This window comes from Massilia eburnea, assembly GCF_009720745.1.
Lineage (GTDB): Bacteria > Pseudomonadota > Gammaproteobacteria > Burkholderiales > Burkholderiaceae_D > Rugamonas > Rugamonas eburnea.
In genome coordinates this window covers 126,160-150,550 of sequence record NZ_WNKX01000011.1, presented here as the reverse complement: position 1 = coordinate 150,550, position 24,391 = coordinate 126,160, and the positions used below count along the sequence as shown (strand labels likewise).

General features: G+C 64.1%; 21 protein-coding genes and 1 tRNA gene. 13 read left to right on the top strand and 9 right to left on the bottom strand.

Annotated features, from left to right (window positions below; translation table 11 throughout):
* Positions 1-112 precede the first annotated feature (112 nt).
* The 6 genes from GM658_RS16115 to GM658_RS16090 all read left to right on the top strand — a co-directional run bounded on the left by GM658_RS16115 (position 113) and on the right by GM658_RS16090 (position 8,246).
* Positions 113-868, top strand: a complete 756-nt coding sequence (locus tag GM658_RS16115) for an aldose epimerase family protein (RefSeq protein WP_155455069.1) — start codon at positions 113-115, stop codon at positions 866-868.
* Positions 869-921: 53 nt separating this feature from the next.
* Positions 922-2,223 carry a DUF3422 family protein gene (locus GM658_RS16110; protein WP_155455068.1) on the top strand — a complete coding sequence of 434 codons (1,302 nt, stop codon included), beginning with the start codon at positions 922-924 and terminating at the stop codon, positions 2,221-2,223.
* Positions 2,220-3,371, top strand: a complete 1,152-nt coding sequence (locus GM658_RS16105; RefSeq protein WP_155455067.1) for an esterase-like activity of phytase family protein — start codon at positions 2,220-2,222, stop codon at positions 3,369-3,371. Before GM658_RS16110 ends, GM658_RS16105 begins: the two co-directional genes overlap by 4 nt.
* Positions 3,372-3,470: 99 nt before the next feature.
* Positions 3,471-4,082 (top strand): glutathione S-transferase family protein, encoded by a 612-nt coding sequence (locus tag GM658_RS16100; protein ID WP_155455066.1) that lies wholly within the window; start codon positions 3,471-3,473, stop codon positions 4,080-4,082.
* Complete coding sequence (locus GM658_RS16095; RefSeq protein ID WP_155455065.1) at positions 4,079-4,957, top strand: pyridoxamine 5'-phosphate oxidase family protein; 879 nt, start codon at positions 4,079-4,081, stop codon at positions 4,955-4,957. The genes GM658_RS16100 and GM658_RS16095 overlap by 4 nt, the downstream gene beginning before the upstream one ends.
* Before the next feature lie 19 nt (positions 4,958-4,976).
* The gene (locus GM658_RS16090; RefSeq protein WP_155455064.1) at positions 4,977-8,246 is read left to right on the top strand and encodes an EAL domain-containing protein; all 3,270 of its coding nucleotides are present in this window, start codon (positions 4,977-4,979) and stop codon (positions 8,244-8,246) included.
* Here GM658_RS16090 and GM658_RS16085 read toward each other — a convergent pair.
* Together GM658_RS16085 and GM658_RS16080 are read right to left on the bottom strand one after the other, a co-directional pair.
* Positions 8,224-8,607: a DNA-binding transcriptional response regulator gene (locus GM658_RS16085; RefSeq protein WP_155455063.1), complete on the bottom strand. Its 384-nt coding sequence runs from the start codon at positions 8,605-8,607 to the stop codon at positions 8,224-8,226. The two genes, GM658_RS16090 and GM658_RS16085, sit on opposite strands and share 23 nt — an antisense overlap.
* Positions 8,600-9,094: a GAF domain-containing protein gene (locus GM658_RS16080; RefSeq protein ID WP_155455062.1), complete on the bottom strand. Its 495-nt coding sequence runs from the start codon at positions 9,092-9,094 to the stop codon at positions 8,600-8,602. Before GM658_RS16080 ends, GM658_RS16085 begins: the two co-directional genes overlap by 8 nt.
* A 94-nt stretch (positions 9,095-9,188) precedes the next feature.
* Here GM658_RS16080 and GM658_RS16075 point away from each other — a divergent pair, with 94 nt between their 5' ends.
* Positions 9,189-11,576 (top strand): penicillin acylase family protein, encoded by a 2,388-nt coding sequence (locus GM658_RS16075; protein ID WP_155455061.1) that lies wholly within the window; start codon positions 9,189-9,191, stop codon positions 11,574-11,576.
* Here GM658_RS16075 and GM658_RS16070 read toward each other — a convergent pair.
* On the bottom strand, positions 11,566-12,456 hold the full coding sequence (locus tag GM658_RS16070; RefSeq protein WP_155455060.1) for a dienelactone hydrolase family protein: 891 nt from the start codon (positions 12,454-12,456) through the stop codon (positions 11,566-11,568). The genes GM658_RS16075 and GM658_RS16070 overlap by 11 nt on opposite strands.
* A 99-nt stretch (positions 12,457-12,555) precedes the next feature.
* Between GM658_RS16070 and GM658_RS16065 the strand changes: the two genes are divergently transcribed.
* Entirely contained in the window at positions 12,556-13,485 is a 930-nt protein-coding gene (locus GM658_RS16065; protein ID WP_211841875.1) for a sensor domain-containing diguanylate cyclase, read from the top strand.
* Here GM658_RS16065 and GM658_RS16060 read toward each other — a convergent pair.
* Positions 13,465-14,637: an acyltransferase family protein gene (locus GM658_RS16060; protein ID WP_155455058.1), complete on the bottom strand. Its 1,173-nt coding sequence runs from the start codon at positions 14,635-14,637 to the stop codon at positions 13,465-13,467. The genes GM658_RS16065 and GM658_RS16060 overlap by 21 nt on opposite strands.
* A gap of 153 nt (positions 14,638-14,790) precedes the next feature.
* On the opposite strand from GM658_RS16060, the gene GM658_RS16055 reads away from it, so the two are divergent.
* Positions 14,791-15,792, top strand: coding sequence for a LysR family transcriptional regulator (locus GM658_RS16055; protein ID WP_155455057.1), 1,002 nt, complete (start codon positions 14,791-14,793; stop codon positions 15,790-15,792).
* On the opposite strand, the gene GM658_RS16050 is transcribed toward GM658_RS16055, so the two are convergent.
* The 4 genes from GM658_RS16050 to GM658_RS16035 all read right to left on the bottom strand — a co-directional run bounded on the left by GM658_RS16050 (position 15,673) and on the right by GM658_RS16035 (position 19,883).
* Entirely contained in the window at positions 15,673-16,389 is a 717-nt protein-coding gene (locus GM658_RS16050) for an SDR family oxidoreductase (RefSeq protein WP_155455056.1), read from the bottom strand. The two genes, GM658_RS16055 and GM658_RS16050, sit on opposite strands and share 120 nt — an antisense overlap.
* Positions 16,390-16,474: 85 nt before the next feature.
* The gene (locus GM658_RS16045) at positions 16,475-17,191 is read right to left on the bottom strand and encodes a LytR/AlgR family response regulator transcription factor (RefSeq protein ID WP_155455055.1); all 717 of its coding nucleotides are present in this window, start codon (positions 17,189-17,191) and stop codon (positions 16,475-16,477) included.
* Complete coding sequence (locus GM658_RS16040) at positions 17,179-18,234, bottom strand: sensor histidine kinase (protein WP_155455054.1); 1,056 nt, start codon at positions 18,232-18,234, stop codon at positions 17,179-17,181. Before GM658_RS16040 ends, GM658_RS16045 begins: the two co-directional genes overlap by 13 nt.
* Positions 18,231-19,883, bottom strand: a complete 1,653-nt coding sequence (locus tag GM658_RS16035; protein ID WP_170298839.1) for a Na+/H+ antiporter — start codon at positions 19,881-19,883, stop codon at positions 18,231-18,233. Before GM658_RS16035 ends, GM658_RS16040 begins: the two co-directional genes overlap by 4 nt.
* Before the next feature lie 75 nt (positions 19,884-19,958).
* Between GM658_RS16035 and GM658_RS16030 the strand changes: the two genes are divergently transcribed.
* Positions 19,959-20,034, top strand: a tRNA-Gly gene (locus tag GM658_RS16030).
* A gap of 144 nt (positions 20,035-20,178) precedes the next feature.
* Positions 20,179-21,132, top strand: coding sequence for a chemotaxis protein (locus GM658_RS16025; protein ID WP_155455052.1), 954 nt, complete (start codon positions 20,179-20,181; stop codon positions 21,130-21,132).
* Here the strand turns inward: GM658_RS16025 and fghA are convergent.
* Positions 21,125-21,973 (bottom strand): S-formylglutathione hydrolase, encoded by an 849-nt coding sequence (gene fghA, locus GM658_RS16020; RefSeq protein WP_155455051.1) that lies wholly within the window; start codon positions 21,971-21,973, stop codon positions 21,125-21,127. The genes GM658_RS16025 and fghA overlap by 8 nt on opposite strands.
* A 74-nt stretch (positions 21,974-22,047) precedes the next feature.
* Between fghA and GM658_RS16015 the strand changes: the two genes are divergently transcribed.
* A complete protein-coding gene (locus GM658_RS16015; RefSeq protein ID WP_155455050.1) occupies positions 22,048-23,232 on the top strand; it encodes a cation:proton antiporter in 1,185 nt (394 codons plus the stop codon).
* 1 nt (position 23,233) lies between these two features.
* On the top strand, positions 23,234-24,352 hold the full coding sequence (locus GM658_RS16010; RefSeq protein WP_155455049.1) for a YbdK family carboxylate-amine ligase: 1,119 nt from the start codon (positions 23,234-23,236) through the stop codon (positions 24,350-24,352).
* Positions 24,353-24,391: the final 39 nt, after the last annotated feature.

Here is a 24,391-nt window from a genome sequence, read left to right as displayed (position 1 = left end):
CTAGCGCAAGGGCTGTACGAGAGGAAAATTGCGATGCCTGCATTTATTAATTTGCCGACCGGAAATAAAGTCCAATTTTATCAAATATGCGATCGGTGAATATACTTAAAGGATGGAATTAAGCATCACACAGGAAGATGCCGGGCACACTGCGGAAGGCTTGCCGCTGTATATATTCACCTTGTGCAACCGGCATGGCATGGAAGTGCGGCTCAGCACAATGGGCGGATCCATTGCCTGCCTGCGTGCCCCGGACCGACACGGCCGGCTGGCCGACGTGGTGCATGCGGAAGCGCCCGATTGCGGCATCCATCTGCTGCCAGCGCCGGGGCGTGCCTTGCACCGCTTGCCCTGGCATGCCGTGCCCCTGGTGGAAGATGCCAGCGTCGGTCTGCGCCTGGTCAGCCCCGGGCCGCAATCGGTGGTCGCCACTTATGTGCTCGATGAGGCCAATGGGCTATCTCTGCATTGCCACGCACCTGCGGCTGCACAGGCAACGCTGAGCCTGCGTGCGGCCTTCAATATGGCGGGCGAAGGCGACGCGGGAAAGCAGCTGATGATGGTGCGCGCAGGGCAGGTAGTGCCGGCGGGGGCGCATGAGCAGGACGTGGCGGGCACGGCATGGGATTGCCGTTCGGCGCGGCCGGCCGAGGAGCTGCCGGGCCAGGCACGCTACCTGCTCGATCCTGACCGTGGTGAAAATGCTGCACTGCGTTTGTCCGATCCGGACAGCGGCCGCCTGCTGGAAATCTTTACAAATGCCAGCAGCATAAGAATAGGGCCGGGCGATCCGCCCACCTATTTCTGGCTGGAGCCACTGATGCCGGCAAGTGATGGATGCCTTAAGTTGCGTTGCGGTGCAACATAATGCGGTAAATACAATGTTAATATCTGGACTCTGCCATCACTGAGCCTAGCCCCATGAGTATCGTGTTTTCGAGCCTGAACCATGCGCAGCGCGTGCCCCTTGCTGCCGAGATCCACTCGCGCCCCTTCCTGAAACTGGAAGCGCCGACGTTGCTGACCCACTTCGCGATCATGGGCGAACAGGAGCAGCAAGAGTTGCTGGCGGACCTGTGCGGGCATTTCGGCGTGACAGCGCCGGCGGCTGGCGGGAAATACTTTACCCACGACTTTGGCCGTTTCCGCCTGAAGTGGGAATTGCACACCGAATTCGCCACCTTTACCTTCGCCGAAACCGTGGCCAATATGCCGATGCCGGAAGAGGCTTTCGCCAACATGCCGGCGCGCCACCTGCCGGAGCAATGGCTGCTGCGCCTGAAGGGCAGGGTGATGGTGGCGGCGCACGTCTTGCTGGGACGTCCGGGCGGCAAGCAGCAAGCCTTCGCGGAAAGCCTGCAGCGCCTGTTCCAGGGCGCGCCGCTGGCCGGCAGCCAGGTCATGAATGGCGGCGAGATGTGGACCGATTTCGCCATCCACGCCGATGGCTTCAGCCGCTTCGTGATCTGCGACGCCGGCATGCATGAACAGCAATCGGGCCGCCTGGTGCAGCGCGTGCTGGAAATTGAAACCTACCGCATGATGGCCCTGCTTGGCTTGCCGATGGCGCAAGACGCCACGCCGGAACTGAACGAGGTGGAGTCGGAGCTGGCGACCCTGGCCGGCGCCCTGGTCGAGGCGGACGGCAAGGTCGATGACGGTACCACCGAACAGACGCTGCTCGACCGCATTACCCACCTGGCGGCGCGTATCGAGAAAGTATCGGCTGACACCAGCTACCGTTTCGCTGCATCCAAGGCCTATTTCGGCCTGGTCAACGCCCGCATTGACGAATTGCGCGAGCTGCGCATTGAAGGCACGCCGACCGTGGAAGAATTCATGGAACGGCGCCTGGCTCCGGCCATGAAAACTTGTGAAGCGGTGGCCGCACGCCAGCAGGCGCTGGCCGGCCGCATCGCCAACAGCAACGACCTGCTGCGCACCCGCGTGGGCATCGTGCAGGAGGCGCAGAACCGCAAGATCCTGCAATCGATGAACAAGCGCGCCGCGCAGCAGCTTCGCTTGCAGCAAGCGGTGGAGGGCTTGTCCGTGGCGGCGATCTCCTACTACGTTGTGGGACTGATCGGCTACACCGCCAAGGGCGCCAAGGTACTGGGCGCGGGCGTCAATCCGGAACTGTTGATGGGCGTGATGGTGCCGGTGGTCGCGGTCGGCATGTGGCTCGGCCTGCGCAGCATGCACAAGCGCCTGCACCACGGATGATGCAGACCGTCCGCCACCTCGCAGCTGTTGCCCGTGCCGCCACGCTGGCGGCCGCACTGGCCGCATGTGCCAGTGCGCCGCAGCCGGCGCCAGTTGTGAACGCCTCGCCGGTCAGCGCGCTGCGCCTGATCGGCGAGCAGCGCGTGCCGCACCGCGCGCTGTTTGAGGGCACCATGCTGGGCGGTTTTTCCGGCCTCGATTACGACGCCGCGCATGGGCGCTGGCTGGTGGAATCCGACGATCGCTGCACCCACAACCCGGCGCGTTTCTATGAAGCCGAACTTGATTTCGATGCCACTGCATTCCGCGCGGTGCGCTTCGTCGGCGTGCATTACTTCATGAATTCCGACGGCAAAGACTACGTCGCCAGCCCGGCCGGGTGCGCACAGGCGGACGTGGAATCGATCCGCCTCGACCCGCTGGACGGCAGCATGTGGTACGCCAGCGAAGGCGACCGCCGCGCCGGCCTCGACCCGTTCATCCGCCACGCCACGCGCGCCGGCGGCTACCTGGCCGACCTGCCTTTGCCGGACAACTTCAAGGTGCACAAGGACGAGGAGCGCGGCAGCCGCTACAACGCAGTCTTCGAAGGACTGGCGTTCGCGCCCGATGGCCGCAGCCTGTGGGCCTCGCTCGAATGGCCTTTGTACGAAGATGGCCCTATCCCTACGCCGCAAGCAGGCGGCATGGTGCGCATGACCCAGTTCCAGCGCGATGGCAAGGTGCTGCGCCAGTTCGCCTATCCGCTCGACGCGATTCCTGCGCAACCGGGGCCGGGCAAGGAGGCCGAAAACGGCGTCTCCGAAATCCTCGTGCTGCCCGACGGCGAACTGCTGGTGCTGGAGCGCGCCACCGTGCAGGATGCCGCGGACGTGCACCATAACTACGTCCGCATTTACGCCACCGATGCACGCGGCGCGAGCGATGTGAAATCGCTGCCCGCACTGACGGGCGCGAACTTCACGCCCGCCCGCAAGCGCCTGGTGCTCGATTCGCGCACGCTTGGCCTGCCGCGCGTTGACAACCTGGAAGCCATGGCCTTCGGCCCGCGCCTGCCCAACGGCCATGCAACCCTGGTGATGGCCAGCGACGATAATTTCCGCCAGACCCAGGTCAGCCAGTTCCTCCTGTTTGAAGTACTGCCCTAGGCATTATTCCGCCGGGTGGAATAGTTTATTGCCGATGATGGTGATTCTCATCTTTGCTCGCATGGATCACACTTTCAGCACTATTTGAAAGGAGATCCCATGAAGCTGTACTACCATCCAATTTCCGGCCACGCCCACCGCGCCCACCTGTTCCTGTCCCTGCTGGGCCTGGATTTCGAGCTGGTCGAAGTGGACTTGATGAAAGCCGAGCAGAAGACCGACGCCTTCCTCAAGCTCAACCCCTTTGGCCAGGTGCCGGTGCTGGAGGACGAGGGCATCGTGGTGGCTGATTCCAACGCCATCCTGGTCTACCTGGCCAGCCGCTACGGCGACCCCTCCTGGCTCCCGAAAGACCCGGTGGGGGCAGCCATGGTACAGCGCTGGCTGTCCGTCGCAGCAGGTGAGATCGCCAGCGGCCCGGCCACGGCGCGCATCATCAACCTGTTCAAGAAACCGGTGGATCCGGCTGACGCCATCGCCCGCGCCCACCGCATCCTTGGCCTGGTGGACGGCAGCCTGGTCGGCAAACAATGGATCGCAGGCGGCCAGCCGACCATCGCCGATATCGCCCTGTACAGCTACATCGCGCGCGCGCCGGAAGGCAATGTGGACCTGGCGCCGTACGCCAGCATCACGGCCTGGCTCGCCCGCGTCGAAGCGCTGCCGCGCTTCCAGCCCTTCATCAAATCACCGGTCGGGTTGGCAGCATGAACGCGCCCTGGCACGCCGGAGAAATCGCGCTGCAGTCCACGCTGGGCGTGGCGGAACGGATGGACGAAATCGGCCGCAAGGTGATCCGCGATTACATGCCGGAGCAGCACCGCGACTTCTTCGCCCAGCTGCCTTTCGCCGTGTTCGGCAGCGTTGACGCCGAAGGCCGCCCATGGGCCACCCTGCGTGCCGGGGAAGAAGGATTCCTGCATTCGCCGGACCCGCAACACCTGCAGCTTGTGCTGCCGGCCGAGGCGGACGATCCGGCGCAGGCCGGCCTGCGCGACGGCGCGGCCGTGGGCATGCTCGGCATCGAGCTGCACACGCGGCGCCGCAACCGGCTGAATGGCAGGCTGCGCGCCCTGGGTCAGGAGCGCTTTGAAATGACGGTCGGCGAATCGTTCGGCAACTGCCCGCAATACATCCACAAACGCGACTATCGCTTCGAACGCCAGCCGGGCGAACCGTCAGGCTTGCCGCCGCGCCGCCTGCCGCAGCTGGACGCACTGGCACGCGACCTCATTGGCCGCGCCGGGACTTTTTTTGTGGCGACCTATTCCGGCGAGGGAGAAGACATGAAGGTTGACGTCTCGCACCGTGGCGGCCCGCCGGGATTTGTCCAGATCGGCAGCGACGGCAGCCTCAGGATTCCGGACTATGAAGGCAACCGCTTTTTTGCCACTCTCGGTAACATACTGCTGAATGGCAAGGCCGGGCTGGTGTTTCCGGATTTTGAAAGCGGCGGCTTGCTGCAGATGAGCGGCTCGGCGCGCCTCACTCTGGACGAAGGTGGCCGGCACTGGGAATTTTTCCCGCAGCAGCTTGTATGGAGGGAAGACGCATTGCCGCTCAGATGGGCGCTGCTGGCAGGATAGTTCTGCTACCATCGGTGGCATGGACAGGGTTTCTCTCGCTTCGCCGGGAAGGACCAGGCTGGACGCATTCACTGCCGTGTATGAAGACAGCCCCAACTTGGCTTTCATGATGGATGCCGAAGGCGCTTTGCTCGCCGCGAACGCTCACGTACGGCGGCTGGCCGGCGAACTCGGCACCGGGGGCAATGCCTTTGGCCTGTTCCGCAACTGGTCCGCCGTCGAACTGCGCGATGACGCCATGCCGGAAGCCAGGCAGCGTGGCCTGTGGCGTGGCGAACTGGCTTTGTGCGCGAAGGAGGGCGATGGAACGCCTGTGACGCTGGCGCTGGAATTCTATGCCGGCCACGGCGACCAGCCGGAATGCTTCCGCTGTCTTGTGACCCCGCTGCCCGAAGCCGACTCCTACGGTTCGCGCCTGCGCTTCAAACGCCTGTTCGACCACCATCCCCATCCCATGTGGGTGTATGACCTGGCCTCGCTGCGCTTCCTGGTGGTCAACCGCGCGGCAGTGGAGGTGTATGGCTACAGCGAAGAAGAGTTCCTCGAGATGACGATTGAGGATATTCGCCCCAGCGACGAGATCGAGCGCCTGCACGATGACCTGTCTACTGCGCCTTCCGGCTCGGCGCAGCAATCGGGCGCCTGGACCCATCGCTGCAAGGATGGCCGCCATATCCAGGTCGAGATCTCATCCCACCCGCTGCTGATGGCGGGGCACAAGGCGCGCTTTGTGTTTGCCCACGATGTCACCGAGCGCTTGCGCATCGAACGGGCGCTGCACGCATCGCAGGAAATGACGCAACTGGTGGTCGACCATATCCCGCACCAGATTTTCTGGAAAGACCTTGACCTGTTGTACCGCGGCTGCAATGACGTTTTCCTGCGCGCCGCCGGCCTGTCCTCGCAGGCCGAGGTGGTGGGCAAGAGCGATTTCGATTTTCCCTGGTCGCATAACGCCGAACGCATTCGCAGCGATGACCTGCAGATCGTCCGCAGCGGCGTCCCGCAGCTGAACCGCGAGGACCACCTGCTGTTTGCGGACGGCAGCGTGCACTGGTTCCTGATCAACAAGCTGCCCTTGCATGACCAGGCAGGAAAGACCATCGGCCTGCTCGGCACCATCGAAGACGTGTCCGAACGCAAGCAGGTCGAGCTGATGCTGCAACTGCATAACCGCGCGCTGGAATCGAGCGTCAACGCCATTGCCATCACCGCCATCCAGGATGGCAGCGACGCCATCGACTACGCCAACCAGGCGCTGGCCGAGTTGACAGGCTACGCGGCTGGGGAGCTGGCCGGCCGCAGCCTGGAACAGCTGTTATCCGACCAGGACGATGGCGCCGCGCGCACCGCCGTGCACGAAGCGGTGCACGGCCAAAACGATGTGCAGCTGATGCTGCGCGGCCGCCGCAAGGATGGCCGCGCCTACTGGGCGCAGCTGCACGTGGCGCCGGTTGGCGGACCGGAAGGCCAGCGCACGCACCGTGTCTGCGTCCTGACCGACATGACGTCCACCATGGATTACCAGGCGCAGCTCGAGCACCAGGCCAATCACGACGCCCTGACCGGCCTGCCGAACCGCAACCTTTGCGGCGACCGCCTGGCGCAGGCGATCGGATATGCCCAGCGCTACGGGCACACGGTATGGGTGGCCTTTATCGACCTCGATAACTTCAAGCTGGTCAACGACAACCTGGGACACGAAGCGGGCGACGAATTGCTGCGTACCGTGGCCTCGCGCCTGAACGCCTGCGTGCGTGATTCCGATACAGTGGCGCGCATGGGCGGCGATGAATTTGTGCTGGTGCTGCTGGACGGTCACGAGGCGATGCCCTCGCAAGCCGTGCTGCGCAAGATCCTCGACAGCATCGCCGCGCCCGTGCATCTGGCTGGCCGGGAACATGCGGTCACCTGCAGCATGGGCGTCGCGCTCTATCCGGCCGACGGCACCGACCCGCAGCTGCTGATGCGCTACGCCGATATCGCCATGTACCGCGCCAAGGAAGGCGGCCGCAACCAGGTGCAGTTCTATGAGCCGGCCATGCATGCCCGCATCGTGGAACGCGCCGCCATTGAAAACGAATTGCGCGGCGCGCTGGCGCGCGGCGAGATGTTCCTGGTCTACCAGCCCAAGATGAATGTTGCCACCGGCGAGATTTCCGGTGTCGAAGCGCTGCTGCGCTGGCAGCATCCCACCATGGGCCTGATTCCCCCGGGCCGCTTCATCGGCGTGGCGGAGGAAACGGGCCTGATCGTGGCGCTGGGGCGTTGGGTGATCCGCACCGCCTGCGCCCAGAACAAGGCCTGGCAGGATGCCGGCCTGAAGCCGCTGCGCGTGGCCGTCAACGTGTCGGCGCGCCAGTTCCGCGACAAGGGGCTGGCCGACGAGGTGGTGGAGGCGCTGCGCAGCACCGGCCTGCAAGCCCAGCACCTCGAACTGGAACTGACCGAAAGCATGATGATGCAGAATGCCGACGAGGCGGTGGCCACCGTGCAGCGCCTGAAGAAGGTCGGGGTCGGGGTGTCGATCGACGATTTCGGCACAGGCTATTCCAGCCTGGCCTACCTCAAGCTGTTCCCCATCGACTACCTGAAGATCGACCAGTCCTTTGTGCGCGACATGCTGGGCGACCCCACCGTGGCCGCGATTGTGCGCTCCGTCATCTCGCTGGGCCACAGCCTGGACTTCCGCATCATCGCCGAGGGCGTCGAGTCGGAAGGCCAGCTGGCCTACCTGCAGCGCTATAACTGCGACGAAGCGCAAGGCTTCCACCTCAGCAAGCCGATCACGCCGGAAGCCTTTGCCGCCTTGCTGCAGCAGGAACAGTCGCGCCAGCCCGCGCTGCGGCCGGCCAATGAAACCAGGGGCACCTTGCTGCTGCTGGACGACGAGCCGAATGTGCTGTCATCGCTGATGCGCCTCTTGCGCCGCGACGGCTACCAGATCCTGGCGGCCCACAATGCGCAGGAAGCTTTTTCGCTGCTGGCCACGCACGAGGTGCAGGTCGTGGTCAGCGACCAGCGCATGCCGGATATGAGCGGCACCGAGTTCCTGAGCCGGGTGCGCAAGCTGTACCCGGAGACAGTGCGCATCATCCTGTCAGGCTACGCCGAACTGGAGTCCGTGCTGAACGCCATCAACCGCGGAGAAATCTACCGCTTCTATACCAAGCCCTGGGATGACCAGGCCTTGCGCGGCAATATCCGCGAAGCCTTCCGTTACCATGAAATGGTGCACGGCGGCGCTGGCCATGCCGCGCCGGCGCTTAGCCGCCAGCCAGGGCTGTGAAGGCATCCAGCAGGGTGCGGGCGCGGAAAGGCTTGAGTACGATGCGGGTGATGCCGCGTTCGCGCAGTGCGGCGAGCAGAACTTCGTCGCAACGCGACGCCAGCACCGCGATAGGAATGCGCGGGCGGCTGGCGCTGTGGCCCTGGCGCACCATGTCCAGCAGCGTAAAGTCGAACCCGTCCCCGGCATCGATGGAAATCAGGGCGCCGTGAAAGGCGCGTTGGCCGAGGATCCGGCGCGCCAGCGGCGTGCTGGCCGCTTCCTGCACGTCGGCCAATCCCATTGAGCGCGCAGTCATGGCGACGGTCCGGCGCAGCACGCCTTCCGGTTCCACCAGCAGCATTTGCTTGAGTTCAGCCATGGCTGTTTTCCAGCTCCTGGATCACCAGGCTGCGCAAGGTGGAGAGGATGGCGAGCGCCATGGGGTCGAGATGGCGCGGCTTGGTGTCGATGATGCACAAGGTGCCGAGCGCCATGCCGTTGGACAGAATCAGCGGTGCGCCGGCATAGAACCGGATGTGCGGCGCCCCGGTCACCAAGGGATTGTCATGGAAGCGCTCGTCGAGCAGGGCGTCTTCCACCACCATGATCTCGGCGCGCATGATGGCATGGCCGCAAAAGGAGATATCGCGGCCCGTCTGGCAGGTGTCGCCCAGGCCAATGGCAGCCTTGAACCATTGGCGGTCGGTGTCGAGCAGGGAAATCAAGGCGATGGGAACCTCGAATTCCCCGGCCGCGAATTCGACGATCTTGTCGAAGCGCTGTTCGGGCGGTGTATCGAGCAGCAGCAGCGCGTACAGGGCTGCAAGGCGCTCGGCCTCATTCGATGGAGTAGGGGCGGCGATCATGGTGCAAATACTGTAGCACGCTTGCACATTTTTGCACCGTAATCATTTAGATTCTGGCAAGATTGACGCAACACAATAAGAATGGGGTTTGCCAATGGCGAAGCTATGGCTGAAACGTCTTGCGCTGGGTTTGCTGGTGCTCTTGTTGGTGGCGCTACTGGCGCTGTGGTTCTTCCTCCGCGGCAGCCTGGCACAGCTTGACGGGCGCCGCAGCGTCGCCGGTTTGGCCGGCACGGTGACTGTGATGCGCGATGCGCATGGCGTTCCCTCCATCGCCGGCGGCGAGCGCGGCGACGTGGCCTATGCGACAGGCTATGTGCACGCGCAGGACCGCTTCTTCCAGATGGACCTCTTGCGCCGCATGCCCTCCGGCGAACTATCCGAATTGTTTGGCGAAAAGGCGCTGGAGACCGACCGCATCAACCGCCTGCACCGATTCCGCGCCCGTGCCGCACAGGCGGTGCAGGCCATGCCGGCGGCCGACCGCCGCCTGCTCGAGCGCTACACCGCCGGGGTGAACGATGGCCTGAACGCGCTGGGCACCCGTCCTTTTGAATATGCCCTGGTCGGCATGACGCCGCGCCCATGGGCGCTGGAGGATTCGTTCCTGGTGGCCTGCGCCATGTATATCGATTTGCAAGTGACCGGCATTGGCCGTGAACTGTCGCGCGGCTGGCTGAAGGAACATGCGAGCCAGGCGCAACTGGCCTTCCTGCTGCCTGAAACAACGCAATGGGATGCGCCGCTGGACGCCGCCAGCCCGCCGGCACCCGATGCGCCGATCCCGGTGCGCGCGCCGGACTGGTGGGGCAAGGGCATTTCGCCCGAGCCGGCTACGCTGGCCGCTGCCGCCTTCGTCGATGGCGTGGGCAGCAATAACTGGGCGGTGTCGGGCCAGCGCAGCCGCAATGGCGCCGCCATCGTGTCCGACGACATGCATCTCAGCATCAAACTGCCAAGCACCTGGTACCGCATGCTGCTGCACGTGCCGGGCCCGCATGGCAGCACGCGCCGCGTCGTCGGCGTCACCATTCCGGGCGTGCCGGCGGTGGCGGCCGGCAGCAACGGCCATGTGGCCTGGGGCTTCACCAACAGCTATGGCGACTACATCGACCTGGTGGAAGTGGCGACGGCCAAGGACCGTCCGGGCCAGCTCAAATTGCCGGGCGGCTGGGAAACGCCGGCCGAACACGAAGAGCGCATCCTGGTAAAGGGAAAGCCCGCCGTCACGCTGAAAGTGCGCGAGACATCGCTGGGACCGGTCATGCGCGCCGGCAGCCGCGACTACGCCGTGCACTGGGTGGCGCATGATGTGAAGGCCGTCAACCTGGGCCTGCTGCATATGGAAGAAGCGGAGAGCGTGAACGAAGCCCTGGCGCTGGCCCCAAAAATCGGCATGCCGGCACAGAACCTGGTGGTGGGCGACAGCAGCGGCAATATCGGCTGGACCATCGTCGGCCCCTTGCCGCAGCGGCCAGCGACGCCAGTCGACGCCAGCTATCCCCTGGCGGCCAACGGCAGCACGCGCGGCTGGCAAGGCTTGCTGCCGGCTGCGGCCTATCCTGCGGTGCGCAACCCCGCCGCCGGGCAGCTGGTAACGGCCAACAACCGCCAACTGCTTGGCGCCGATGCGCTGAAACTGGGCGACGGCGGCTTCGACCTGGGGGCGCGCGCGACGCAGGCGCGCGACGACCTGGCTGCGCTGGGCGACAAGGCCGACGAGCAGGGCGTCTACGGTGTCACGCTGGACGACCGCGCGCTGTTCATCTCCCAGTGGCGCGACCGCGCGCTGGCCGTGCTGGACGAGGAGGCGCTGAAAGGCAAGCCGCAGCGCGCCGAACTGGCTCGCCTGCTGAAGAACAATTGGAATGGCCGCGCCAGCGTGGATTCGGTGGCCTATCGCGCCAGCCGCGCCTTCATGTGGTCGCTGTATGAATTGCTGTACGGCGGCGCCAATATCGAGTTGGCGAAGTTGAACAAGGACGCCAATATGCGCGCCGCTTCCAGCCGCTGGCCGGTGGTGCTGGAACGCTTGCTGGACGAGCGTCCGGCCGGCTGGCTGCCCCAGGGTTATGCCAGCTGGAATGCGCTGCAGCTGGCGGCGCTGGACCGCACCATCGAGCACCTGAGCAAGGATGGCAAGCCGCTGGCATCGGCCACCTGGGGTGCGCGCAACACGGCCAGCATTGCCCATCCCATTGCCGGCGCTTTGCCGATGCTGAGGAAGTGGCTCAGCGTGCCGCCGGACCAGCTGCCGGGCGATAGCAATATGCCGCGCGTGGCGGGGCCGGCGTTTGGCCAGTCCGAGCGCATGACCGTCTCGCCCGGGCATGAGGAGCAGGGTTTGTTCAATATGCCTGGCGGCCAGAGCGGCCACCCGCTGTCGCCATTCTTCCTGGCCGGACATGCGGACTGGGTGGCGGGCAAGCCCACGCCTTTGCTGCCCGGCCCAGTCGCACACACCTTTACTTTTACGAAGTAGCCGTTTTCTGCCGCAGGAAGTCCACCGTGCGCTGCCAGGCCAGCTTGGCAGCCGCTTCGTCGTAGCGCGGCGTGGTGTCGTTGTTGAAGCCATGTTCGACGCCCGGGTAGACGAAGTGCTCGTAATGCGCGCCGCTGGCTTTCAGGGCCGCCTCATAAGCCGGCCAGCCGGCCAGCACGCGCGCATCATTGCCAGCGTCGTGGATCAGCAGGGGCGCCTTGATTTTCGGCACGTCCGCAGCGGGCGGCTGCATGCCGTAGAAGGGCACGGCGGCTGCCAGGTCGGGCGCCACGGTGGCCAGGTAGTTGGCCATGCCGCCGCCCCAGCAGAAGCCGACCACGCCGACCTTGCCGTTGCTGGCCGGATGCGACTTCAGGATTTGTTCGGCCGTCAGGAAATCGGCCCGGGTCTTCGCCTGGTCCAGCTTGGCAAACAGTTCGCGCGCCTTGTCCTCGTCGCCCGGATAGCCGCCCAGGGGGAAGAGGGCGTCCGGCGCGAAAGCCAGGAAACCCTCAAGCGCCAGGCGGCGGGTGATGTCCTCGATATGCGGGTTCAGGCCGCGGTTTTCATGCACCACCAGCACGGCAGGCAGCTTGCCTTTGGCGGCGGCCGGCTGCACCAGGTAGCCGCGCAGCTTGCCGTATCCGTCGGGTGAGGAATATTCGACGAAAGCGGCCTTGATGCGCTTGTCGTCGGCCGCCACCATCGGGGCGGCAAAGCTTGGCGACAGGTTGGCCAGCAGGCTGGCTCCCGTGGCGCCGGCAACGGCGTAGCGCGTGGCGCGCGAGATGAAATCGCGGCGGCTTAACTGGCCGTGCACGTATTTGTCGAACAGTTCCAATACTTCGGGGTCAAAATCCTTGGCGGTAAGGCGGGTCATCGCACATTCTCCAGGTAATTTTAGGCTGTCAAGTCTACTCCGACCGGTGCATAATGGCAGTTCGGCTCCAGCCAGTAATCGCTATTGATGAGGCAAGCAATGATGAACGATTTTGCGGCCGCTTCCAAGGCCACCATGCAATTCCTTCGGCAGCGCCTGGGCTTCAAGTTATGGATGGTCACCCGCACCGATGGCAAGGACTGGATCGTCCTGTTCGCCGATGACCACGGCTATGGCGTCAAGCCCGGCCAGACCTATAGCTGGGCGGAGACCCTGTGCTCGCGCATGGTCGAGGGGCAGGGTCCGCATATCGCGCCCGATGTGGCAAACGTGCCGGCGTATGCCGAGGCCCCGATCACGCAGCAGATCGCCGTCGGCGCCTATGTCGGCGTGCCTTTGCGGCGTGCCGACGGTACGCTGTTCGGCACCTTGTGCGCCATCGATCCCGAACCGCAGCCGGAGCGTATCCGCGAGGATACGGACATGGTGGTGCTGATGGGCGAGCTGCTGGGCGGCTTGCTGGAAGCGGAACTGGCCGGCATCGAAGCTGCGCGCAAGGCCGAGCGGATCGACGTCGACATCACCCGCGACGAATTGACAGGCCTGTACAACCGGCGCGGCTGGGACATGCTGGTGCTGCGCGAGGAAGAACGCTGCCGGCGCTACGGCCATCCGGCTTGCGTGGTGTCGCTGGACCTGGACGACCTCAAGTTCTATAACGATACCCAAGGGTATGCCTCCGGCGATGCGCTGTTGATCCGCTGCAGCAAGGCCCTGAAGGAAGTCACGCGCGGCTCCGACGTGGTGGCGCGCATGGGCGGCGACGAATTTGCCATGCTGATGGTGGAATGCGACTATTTCGACGCCCAGGCCATGCTGTTGCGGGTGCAGGAAACCCTGGCGGGATATGATGTGGGAGCGTCGATCGGCATGGCCATGCGCAAGCCCGGCATCGACCTGGAGGAAGCCCTCGCCATTGCCGATGCCGAGATGTATCGTGCCAAGCGTTCACGCAAGGTTCTGAACTAAGCCATCCTGTGCGGCAGGCTTGGCGCCTGCCGCTTTCCCTACGCCAAACAGCGGCTGCAGCAGCGGTACGCGGCGCACCACTTCAAACACGCCAAAGCTGATCGCCAGGGTCAGCACCACGATCAGGATGCCTTCCGTCACCGGCGGCAAGCCGGCCGCCCGCAGGGCCATCGCCAGGCAGATGATCAGCGTCTGGTGCAGGATGTAGACCGGGAACACGGCCTGGGTCAGGTAACGGCGCTTGGCGCTGTCGAAGTTCAGGTGGCGATGGCCGAAACCGCACACGGCGACGATGCCGCTCCATTGGCACAGCGCATACACGGTGCGCGCTGCCGGCAGCCAGGTGATCTGGAATGCCTCATGCATTGTGCCGAAGCAGACGATGCCTGCCCAGCTCGCAAGGAAGAAGCCCAGGGCGGCAAAGCGCGCATCGTCCAGCCGCTGCCAGAATTCGCCCTGGCGCGCCATCGCCGCACCCAGCAGGAAGACTGGCAAGCTCATGGCGTGGTTATGCCAGTCGGCAACGAGATTATGGGTGTGCGGCCAATGCGACAGCAGCAGGATACGGCCGAGGGCCAGCACGGCAACCGGCAGCACGAACAGTTTCCAGCCATGCAGCTGGCCCAGCAGCCACTCGCCGGCGGCCTGCACACGGCGGCTGCCAATGCCGGCCAGGATCAGGGTGTACAGCCACAGGTAGGGCAGGAACCACAGGTGGTTCCAGGTCGGCAGGTCGAGGCAGCCATTGTGGTCGCAGAAGCCGTGGTAAGCCCGCACATACAGCTGCATGAAATCAAAATAGCTGCCCTGGTAGGCTACATCCGAAACCACCTCGAAGTACGCTTGTGGAGGCACGATGAAGAACATGCCGAAGATCAGCGGGATCAGCAGGCGCTTGCTGCGCTCTTTCGCCAGCCCCTTGCCGCCCAGCTTTTCCAGCAGGAAAGCTGCCGCAGCGCCTCCGATCAGGAACAGCAGCGACATGCGCCACGGGGAGGAGAGCATCATGAAAGGCTCAAGGGCGTCGCTGGGGTGGGGCGTTTTCACATGCCAGTCCCAGGTGACGTAATACATGCCGGTGTGGAACAGCACCAGCAGGAAAAAGGCGCCGATGCGCAGCCAGTCGAGGAAGTACAGGCGTTTGTTTTGCATGATCGTTTTGCACTGAGGGTTGGACATGAAGCCAGCTTAGTGGCGCGCTGCTTGCCAGGCGAGCAATAGGTGGCGAACGGCGGCTGGCAGGGGCGAACGACGCTTCTGCCGGGGCAACAGGACGCTCGATCAATTTTTGCGATAATCGTGGGCATGCAGCTCAAACACTTAAGAACGTTTCTTGCGGTCGCTTCCACCCTCAGCTTTACCAAGGCGGGACAGAAGGTCCATCTGGCGCAATCGAGCGTAACGGAGCAGATCCAGGCGCTGGAAGACGACCTGGGCGTGAAATTATTCGAGCGCTCGCAGCGCAAGCTGGCCCTGACCGATGCGGGTGCGCAGCTGGTGGAATATGCCGGAGCCTTGTTGTCCCTTGCCGCCGATGCCAGGGCTGCCGTGACCGGTGGCGCCGGGGCCTTGAGCGGCCGCCTGGCGGTGGGCGCGCTGGAAACCCTGTGCGTGCATTGGCTGGCGCCGCTGCTGGCTGGGTTCCAGGGACGTCATCCGGGGCTTGAACTTGATGTGCGTGTCGGCGGCAGCGGCGAGCTGCGCAATGCGGTGAGAGACGGCACGCTGGATGTGTGCTTTTCCTTTACCGAGCCGCCAGCGGAGAGTGGTTTGCTCAGCGAACGCGTCGGGGCGGATGACCTGGTGCTGCTGCTGCCGGCCGGGCATGCCTTGGCCGCGCGCGGCAGCGCAGGGCCGCAGCAGCTTCTCCGGGAGCGCTTCCTCGTCACCGCACAAGGATGTGCTTATCGGAACATGTTTGAGACGGCATTTGCCGGCGCCGGCTTCCAGTCGCCGCCAGTGGCTGGCGAATATGGCAGCCTGGGGGCCATCGTGGGCATGGTGCGCGCAGGGTTCGGCTGCGCGCTGATGCCAAGGCTGGCCCTCGCAGGGCTCGATGGCGGTATAGCCGCATTGCCTTGGGAAGGCGGCGCAGGGAGCGTTGCCATCCAGATGATCTGGCGCGCGCGGCAATTACCGGCCGCACTGCGCCAGTTCCAGGAAGCGGTGCGCAGCCGGCCCCTTGGCTTACACGAGGCGGTGGCCGCCATCGACGTGCAGGATGGTGCCCGTCGTGAAGCGGTTTCGCATCAGGAAGCAGATCGCGTCGGCAATGTCGTCGCTATGCCCAATGCGGCCGGCAGGTAGTCTATTCGCCATTGCTTCCAGCATGCCGGCTTTGGCGTCGCCGGCGACAAGTTCCCAGATCGGTGTTTCGACCCAGCCGGGCGATACGGCGTTGACGCGGACAGGGGCCAGCTCCACGGCCAAGGCATAGGCCAGGGAGTTAAGCCCGCCATTGATCGCCGCTACTACCGAGCCGCGTGCCATGGGCCGGCAATAGGCGATGCCGGAGGTGTATGTGATGCTGCCGCTTGCAGGCAGCGCAGCCGCGCCGTACTTGGCCAGCAGCAGCGGGCCAAGCAGCTTGGAATCCATGGCCTTGCGCATGGCCGCGACGTCGATTTCCGGCAAGAGCCTGTACGCGCCTTCGAGATCGGCAGCGGTGCAGACGATGTGGTCCAGCGGGCCGCATTGCTCGAACAGGCCGGCCACCTGGTCCTCCAGCGTGATGTCGGCTGCGATCGTCCGCAGCTGCGGCGCTGCTGCCAATTGCGCGCGCGCTGCCGCCAGTCTTTCCGGCGAGCGTCCGACTATCGTTACCGCGCAGTCTTCGCGCAGCAGGCGCCCGGCCAGCGCCAATCCCATGCCGGAGCTGCCGCCGGCGATCAATACCCGTTCCATGGTTTCTCCTTTGATGTGGACCGGGCCATTGTCGGCGCTCACGGCGAGAACAGGAAACGGGAATTGGCGATTTGAATTATCGGGATTACCGATGCGCCAGCGCTTCCACGATAGCGGCCTTGTTGTTGCGCCCGAGCGGGACGAGGGCGCCGCTGCGCAGGACGAGCCAGCCCTGCGAGTCGATCTTTTCCACCAGCGACAGGCGTACTGCGGCGCGGCGGTGGCAGCGCACAAAGTCGCCGCCCAGGCTGTCCAGCAGGTCGGTCAGGGTTTGCCGCAACAGGGGCGCTCCCTGGGATGTATGCAGGGCGACGTAATTGTCGGCGGTCTCGAGCCATTGGATCTCGGCGACCGGCACCACACGCGTGCCGCCGCGTTCCGTGACCAGCAATTGCTGCAGCGGTGCGCCGGGCAAGCCTGGCGGGCGCTCGGCCTGGGTGGGGCGGGCAGCGAGACGTTCACGCAGGCGCTGCATGGCGCGCTGCAGGCGCGTGGCATCGAAGGGCTTCAGCAGGTAATCGATCGCGTTGGCGTCGAAAGCCGGCACGGCGTATTCGTCGAAGGCGGTGGCGAACACCACCAGCGGCGCAGGCTGGGGCAGGGAGGCCGCCACTTCCAGCCCGCTCACTTCCGGCATTTGCACGTCGAGGAAAATGGCGTCGGGAGCGAAGCTGGCGACTTTCTCCAGCGCTTCCACGCCGTCGCGCGCTTCTTCAATGGCGCAGATGCCTTGCTCCTGCACCAGCATGCGGCGCAGCTTGTCGCGCGCCGGGCGCTCGTCGTCGACGATCAGGACGCGCATGGCAGCCTCATTTGCGCGCTCACACCGGCGGGCTCCATCTGCAGCAGCGACAGGCTGGCGCGCTCGCCATACAGCCCTTGCAGCCGCTCGCGCAAGTTGCGCACGCCGATCCCGCTCCCGCCCGGCTTGGCGGCGGGAGCCTCGGTCGTAAGCCGGCCAGCGTCGTCGGAAATTGTAAGCAATAGCGCGTCGCCGCTGCGCTGCGCACTGATGGCGATGCTGGTCACGCCGCGCCGCCGTTCGACGGTGTGTTTGAACACGTTCTCCAGCAATGGCTGCATGCTCATTACCGGCACCTGGCACTCGCCGCAGGAAGCATCGATATCCCAGCTGATCTGCACGCGGTCGATAAAGCGCTCCTCCATCAGCCGCGCATAGCCGCGCAGCAGGCGCAATTCGGTGGACAGGGGCGCTTGCTGCTGCCCGCTGACGTCCAGCGTGGCGCGCAGCACGTCGGCCAACTGCACCAGGGTGGCGTCCGCGCGGTCGACGTCAGAGTGCATCAGCGACGAGATGGTGTTCAGCGCGTTAAACAGGAAATGCGGCTGCATCTGCTGCGTGAGCTGGTGCAGCTGTGCCGTGCGCAATTGGGCGTTGGCCTGCTCCGCCGCACGGAATGACAGTATGCCGAAGGTAATCAGCGTGAAGATCACGACGAAGATCGAGATCTTGATGTTCTCGTACAGGAAAGTCTCGCCCCATGGCTCATGCCGGTACTCCAGGCCGATCGCGGCGTACACCGCATGGCGAATCCCGAACGCCAATGGTGTGAACAAAATCCACCAGACGGGCAGCCACAGCGCCTGCCGCGCGAACCAGCGAACCGGCGTCGTCAGCAGTCCATCGTAGCGGCGCGTGGCGAGGCGCTGCATCGCCAGCAGCAGCGAAGCGACCAGCATTGATGACGATTCCCACAGGATGGGCTGCCATAGTCCGCCGTGGCCTGGTTCGTGGCGCAGGAACTCCTGGACGGCGGTTGCCACCATCATGGCCCAGAACAGCAGCCACGCGATAAGGAGTGAGAACGTGGCGCGCCTGTTCATTTCGCCTGCTTCTGGTGGCGTGCTTCGACGAGGTCGATCTCGCGCACCAGCTTGCGCGCCGTTTCGTCGGAAATGTGGTGGTGGCGCGCCAGGTCGAAGATGGCCTGGCGTTCAGCTTCCATTGCTGCCAGGCGCAGCTCACGCTCGGCACGGTCCAGTTTGCGGAAGTGCTCCTTGTTCTGGTCTTCCGCCGACCAGGCCACGTTCAAGCGGTATTCGTACAGGGCGATCACGCGTGCCGCGGCTTGCGGCAGCACGTCCGGATGGTGGGCATCGGCCAGCGCCAGTTCGGCGCGCTCAATGGCCGCAATGGCAGCCGATGCGGCCTGGCGCCGCGCCATGTCTTCCTGCTGGCGCTCGGCCGGTTCCTCTGGGAAGTGCATCCCGCCCAGCAGGCGCGGCAGGCCGATGCTGGCCGCCAGCAGCGAAATCAGGATCACCGAGCTGGCAAGCAGGATGGTCAGGTCGCGTGCCGGAAACGGATCGCCGTCAGGCAACGCCAGGGGCAAGGTCAGCACGCCAGCCAGCGTGATCGCGCCGCGCGCGCCTGCCAGCGCGGTGGCCAGCAGCAAGCGCCAGTGCGGCCGTTCGCCATTGCCGGCGCCGGCGCGGCGGCTGCGGCGATAGAGGGTCACGCGCAGGGTAGCCCAAACCCACAGGAAGCGCAGCGCAATCAGGCCAAAGCTGATGGCAAACGCATACAGCACCAGCCACCAGGAATTGATATGGCCGCTTTGCTCCAGCGACTCGCTGGCGCCGCGCAGGATGTCCGGCAATTGCTCGCCGAGCAGCACGAACATGACGCCGTTCAGGGTGAACTGCACCGTGTCCCACACGGCGGTGCGCTGGATGCGGGTGGCGGCCAGCGCCTGGCCGCCCAATTCCACATAGCTCATGGTGATGCCCGCGGCGACCGCCGCCAGGATGCCGGAAGCATGCATGCGTTCCGCCACCAGGTAGGCGCCGAAGGGAATCAGCAGGCTGACCAGGATGGGCGATCCCGAGGGCTCGCCGTAGCGCGATGTGAGGCGGCCTTGCAGCCAGGCGACGGCGGAAGTGACGCCCACGCCGGCGGCGATACCCACCGCTGCAAGCCAGACAAACGTCAGTGAAGCGCTGGTCAGCGAGAAGGTGCCGGTCAGCGCTGCCGCCACGGCAAAGCGGAAGCACACCAGTCCGCTGGCATCGTTCAGCAGGGCTTCGCCCTCCAGGATGTGCATCAGCCGCTTGGGGATCGGTGCGCGCGAAGCGATCGAGCCGACGGCAATCGGGTCGGTCGGCGACAGGATGGCTGCCAGCGCAAACGCCACTGCCAGCGGCATGGCGGGAATCATCCAGTGGATCAGGTAGCCGGCGCCTAGCACGGTGAAGATCACCAGGCCCAGCGCCAATTCCAGGATCACCACGCGGTCGCGGAACAGGCCCGTATTCGGAATGCGCCAGCCATCGAGGAACAGCAGCGGCGGAATGAACAGCAGGAAGAACAGCTCCGGATCCAGCTGGATGCCGTGGCCGGACCATGCGGCAATCCCGGCGCCAAGGCCGATCTGGACCAGGGGGAGGGGAATGCCGGCTGGCAGCATCCGCGTCATGTACGCGCTGGCGATCACGGCCAGCAGCATTGCCAATACTATCTCGATAGAATCCATGCGGGCATTATAGGGGGATGCCATTCGAAAAAGAACTTGTCTGTTCTGACAGTGGCTGTCATAATAGCGCCTTCTGCGGGAATAGCTCAGTTGGTAGAGCGCAACCTTGCCAAGGTTGAGGTCGAGAGTTCGAGACTCTTTTCCCGCTCCAGGATTCTTGAAAGGACGCCATCGTGCGTCCTTTTTTTGTTGTTTCTGCCCCTCATCGCCCCCGGATTTTTAACAAAGGCCGGTATACTGCCGAAACATTCCATACCAAAGGGAATGCTTATTCGAGAAGATTGGAGCGATCGCGATGAATTCCGTTCAACAAGAAGTTGACGAGCGTAGTAACCTCACTAACTCCAACAAGTTCGAGTTGCTGCTGTTCCGCCTGGGCGTTGATGATACCAGCGGCAACTCCGAGCTCTATGGCATCAACGTCTTCAAGATTCGCGAGATCGTTGCGATGCCGACCGTGACTGCAGTCGCGGGTTCGGAGCCGCATATGCTGGGCGTGGTCAACCTGCGTGGCCAGATCATTCCCGTGATGGACCTGCCGGGCATCGTCGGCGTCAAGCCGAAGACTGGCCTGAACATCATGCTGGTGACGGAGTTCGCCCGCACCACCCAAGCCTTCGCCGTTGAATCGGTGGACGAGATCGTGCGCCTTGACTGGAGCCAGGTGCTGAGCGCCGAAGGCAGCCACGGCGGCGGCATGGTGACCTCGATTGCGCGCGTCGATGGCGACGTGCAGAACACCCGCCTGGCGCAGGTGCTGGACGTCGAAACCATCCTGCGCAACCTGACGCCGAGCGATGGCAAGGATATCGACGAAAACACGATCGGGCGCCTGCCGCTGAAGCCAGGCACCTTTATCCTCGCCGCCGACGATTCCGTTGTGGCGCGCAACCTGATTGAACGCGGCCTGGAAGCCATGCATGCGCCCTTCGTGATGATGAAGACCGGCAAGGAAGCATGGGATAAGCTGAACCACATCGCCGAAGGCTGCAAGGCCGAAGGCATTCCGGTGGAAGACCGCGTGGCCCTGGTGCTGACCGACCTGGAAATGCCGGAAATGGACGGCTTTACGCTGACCCGCCTGGTGAAGCAGGATGCGCGCTTCTCCAAGATCCCGGTGGTGATCCACTCCTCGCTGTCGGGCAAGACCAACGAAGACCACGTAAAAGGCGTTGGCGCCGATGCTTACGTGGCCAAGTTCGTCGCGGAAGAACTGGCGGAGACCATCCGCCGCGTATTGACTAAGTGATTTCCCTGAGCTGGCGGCTGTGGAACGTCAGATGGTCGCCAATGAAGCTCGAAATAAAGTAGTAGCCATGATCGTAGCCCGCATGCCGGCGCAGCTCCAGGGGCTGACCGGCGGCGCGGCACGCATCCTCGAACACTCCCGGATATAACTGCTCCTCAAGGAATTTGTCGGCCAGGCCCTGGTCGATCAGGATGCCATAGGGGAAGGGCGCCTCGTCCTGCACCGACATCAGCGCGCTGGCGTCGTGCTGCAGCCAGCTTTCCTTGTCCGGACCCAGGTAGCCGTTGAAGGCTTTCTGTCCCCATGGGCAGCGCACCGGCGCGGCGATCGGCGCGAAAGCCGACACGCTGCGGAACAAGTCCGGCCTGCGCAGTGCCAGGGTCAACGCGCCATGACCGCCCATCGAATGGCCGAAGATGCCGATGCGTTTTGGGTCCACCGGCAATTCGTCGATTGCCAGCTTGCGCAGTTCGTGGATATAACTCTCCATGCGGTAATGCTGCGACCATGGTTCTTGCGTGGCGTCGAGGTAGAAGCCTGCGCCTTCGCCGAAGTCCCAGCTCGCCGTTTCGTTTTCAATGCCTGCGCCGCGCGGACTGGTATCCGGTGCGATGAGGATGATGCCTTCACGCGCCGCATGCTGCTGCGCGCCGGCCTTGATGGCAAAGGTCTCTTCGGTGCAGGTGAGTCCCGCGAGGTAGAACAGTGCGGGCAAAGGCCCGTTGGCTGCCTGCGGTGGAATGAAGATGGAAAAGCGCATTGGCAAGCCAATCGCTTCCGACTCATGGCGATAGAAGCGTTGCATCCCGCCGTGGCAAACGTGTTCGCTGATCATGTCCATGCATGGCATTGTAACGAAGATTCGTGTGTCACGTTTTTCACAAATGCAATATAGTACGGGTCGGAGGTAAGTCTATGACCGATTTGTTAGTCATCTCTGACGAACTCGCGTGGCCTTGCGCCATGCTGCTTGCATGGCTCGCAGGTGAGTTCGTCCATCGCTGGACCAATCTGCCGCGCATCAGCGTGTACGGCCTGGTGGGCTTCCTGCTTGCGCAGGCAATGCCCGAACTTCTCGTGCCGGACGGCAGCAGCCAGGTAACGCTGCTCGCCAATATAGCGTTCGGCCTTATCCTGTTTGAGTTTGGTTACCGCATCAACTTGCGCTGGCTGCGCGTGAATCCGTGGATTGCGGTGAGCGGGCTGGCCGAATCGGCGCTGACGTTTGGCGCCGTGTTCTTGATCGCTAATTGGCAAGGCATGCCGCCGCTGACCGGATTGCTGCTCGCATCGCTGGCCATGTCTTCTTCGCCGGCCGGTGTGCTGCGCGTGATCAATGAGGAACGCAGCTCGGGGCAGGTGACCGAGCGCGTGCTGCACCTGGTGGCGATCAATTGCGTGCTTGCTTTGTTCGTGTTCAAGGTGGTGGTCGGCTTCTGGGTATTCCAGACTTCCGGCAGCTTGACCCAGGCGGTGTCGCGCAGCGTGATCGAATTGCTCGCCTCCGCTGTGCTGGGTGCGGTGGCCGGGATGCTGGTGCCAGCGCTGCTGCGCAGCCTGGGCACCCTGTCGCGCGACGGTACCGTCGCCTTTGCGATGGTGGTGGTGCTGCTGGTGTCGATCACGCAAGCGGCCGATCTGTCGCCGGTGCTGGCAACGCTGACCTTCGGCCTGACCGCGCGTCACCGCCGTGTGACCTTCACGCGCACGCAACGCAACTTCGGTGCGATCGGCGAGCTATTGACGGTATTGCTGTTTGTGTTTGCAGTGTCCACGCTTGACTGGCAGCGGGTGGTATTCGGCGCTTCGCTTGGCCTCTTGCTGGTACTGGTGCGCTTTGCCACCAAGACCATTGCGGTGGCGGTATTCGCCCACGTGGCCGGTATTGCGTGGCGCAAGGGGGCGCTGATCGGCATTGCTTTGTCGCCGATGTCGGTGTTCGCCATCCTGCTGCTGGAGCAGACACGCTATATGGGCATTGTGCTGGTGGATGAATTGGCTGCGCTGGCCGCCATGACCCTGTTCATGGAAGTGCTGGGGCCTATCATCACCCAGCGCGCGCTGATTTTGGCGCGCGAAACGGCAAAAGAGGAGGGCTGATATGCCGTTGGAAGAATTCAAATCGTCGCAACCGCTGACCATGGGCGTGGAGCTGGAGCTGCAGCTGGTCAGCCTGTCCGACTTCGACCTCACTGCGTCGAGCCCGGACTTGCTGCACCTGTTGGCGCGCAAGCCATTTCCCGGCCACGTGACGCCGGAGATCACCGAGAGCATGATCGAGATTAACAGCGACGTGCACACCAACCACGGCGAGCTGCTTGCACAGTTGCGCGAGACGCGCGACACGCTGGTGAGGGCGGCCGATACGCTGAACATCGGCATTTGCGGCGGCGGCACCCACCCGTTCCAGCGCTGGTCCGAGCGGAAGATCTTCTCCAAGCCCCGCTTCAAGGAAGTATCGGCGCTGTATGGCTACCTGGCGAAGCAGTTCACGATTTTCGGCCAGCACGTGCACATCGGTTGCAGCAGCGGTGACGATGCGCTGTACCTGCTGCACGCGCTTAGCCGCTACGTACCGCACTTCATCGCGCTTTCCGCATCGTCGCCTTACGTGCAGGGCAACGACACCCTGTTCAACTCGGCGCGCCTGAACAGCGTGTTCGCCTTCCCCATGAGCGGCCGCGCGCCGTTCATCCTGAAATGGGACGAGTTCGAGCACAGCTTCTTCTCCAAGATGGAGCACACGGGCGTGATCAAGTCGATGAAGGACTTCTATTGGGACATCCGCCCCAAGCCCGAATACGGCACCATCGAGCTGCGCGTGTGCGACACGCCGCTGACGGTGGAACGCGCCGCCGCACTTGCTTGCTACCTGCAGGCATTGTGTTCGTATCTGCTGGAGCGCAAGGAGGCGCCGCCCGCCGAGGACGATTACCTGGTCTACAACTACAACCGCTTCCAGGCTTGCCGCTTCGGCCTGGATGGAACGGTAGTGCACCCGAAGACTTACGAAAGCCTGTCCTTGCGCGAGGACATCCTCACCACCCTGCGCCGCATGGACTTGCACGCCGAAGCCCTCGGCGGCAGCGCAGCGCTGAACCACCTGATGCAGGTGACGCATATGGGCAGCGACGCCCACTACCTGCGCGCGGAATTTGATGCTTCGGGCAGTGTGGAAGGCGTCGTCGATGCGGCGATTGCCCGGTTCCGGGGGAATTGAGCGGATTTAGACGCTCTTTCTCTCGATTGGCCCCGGGCG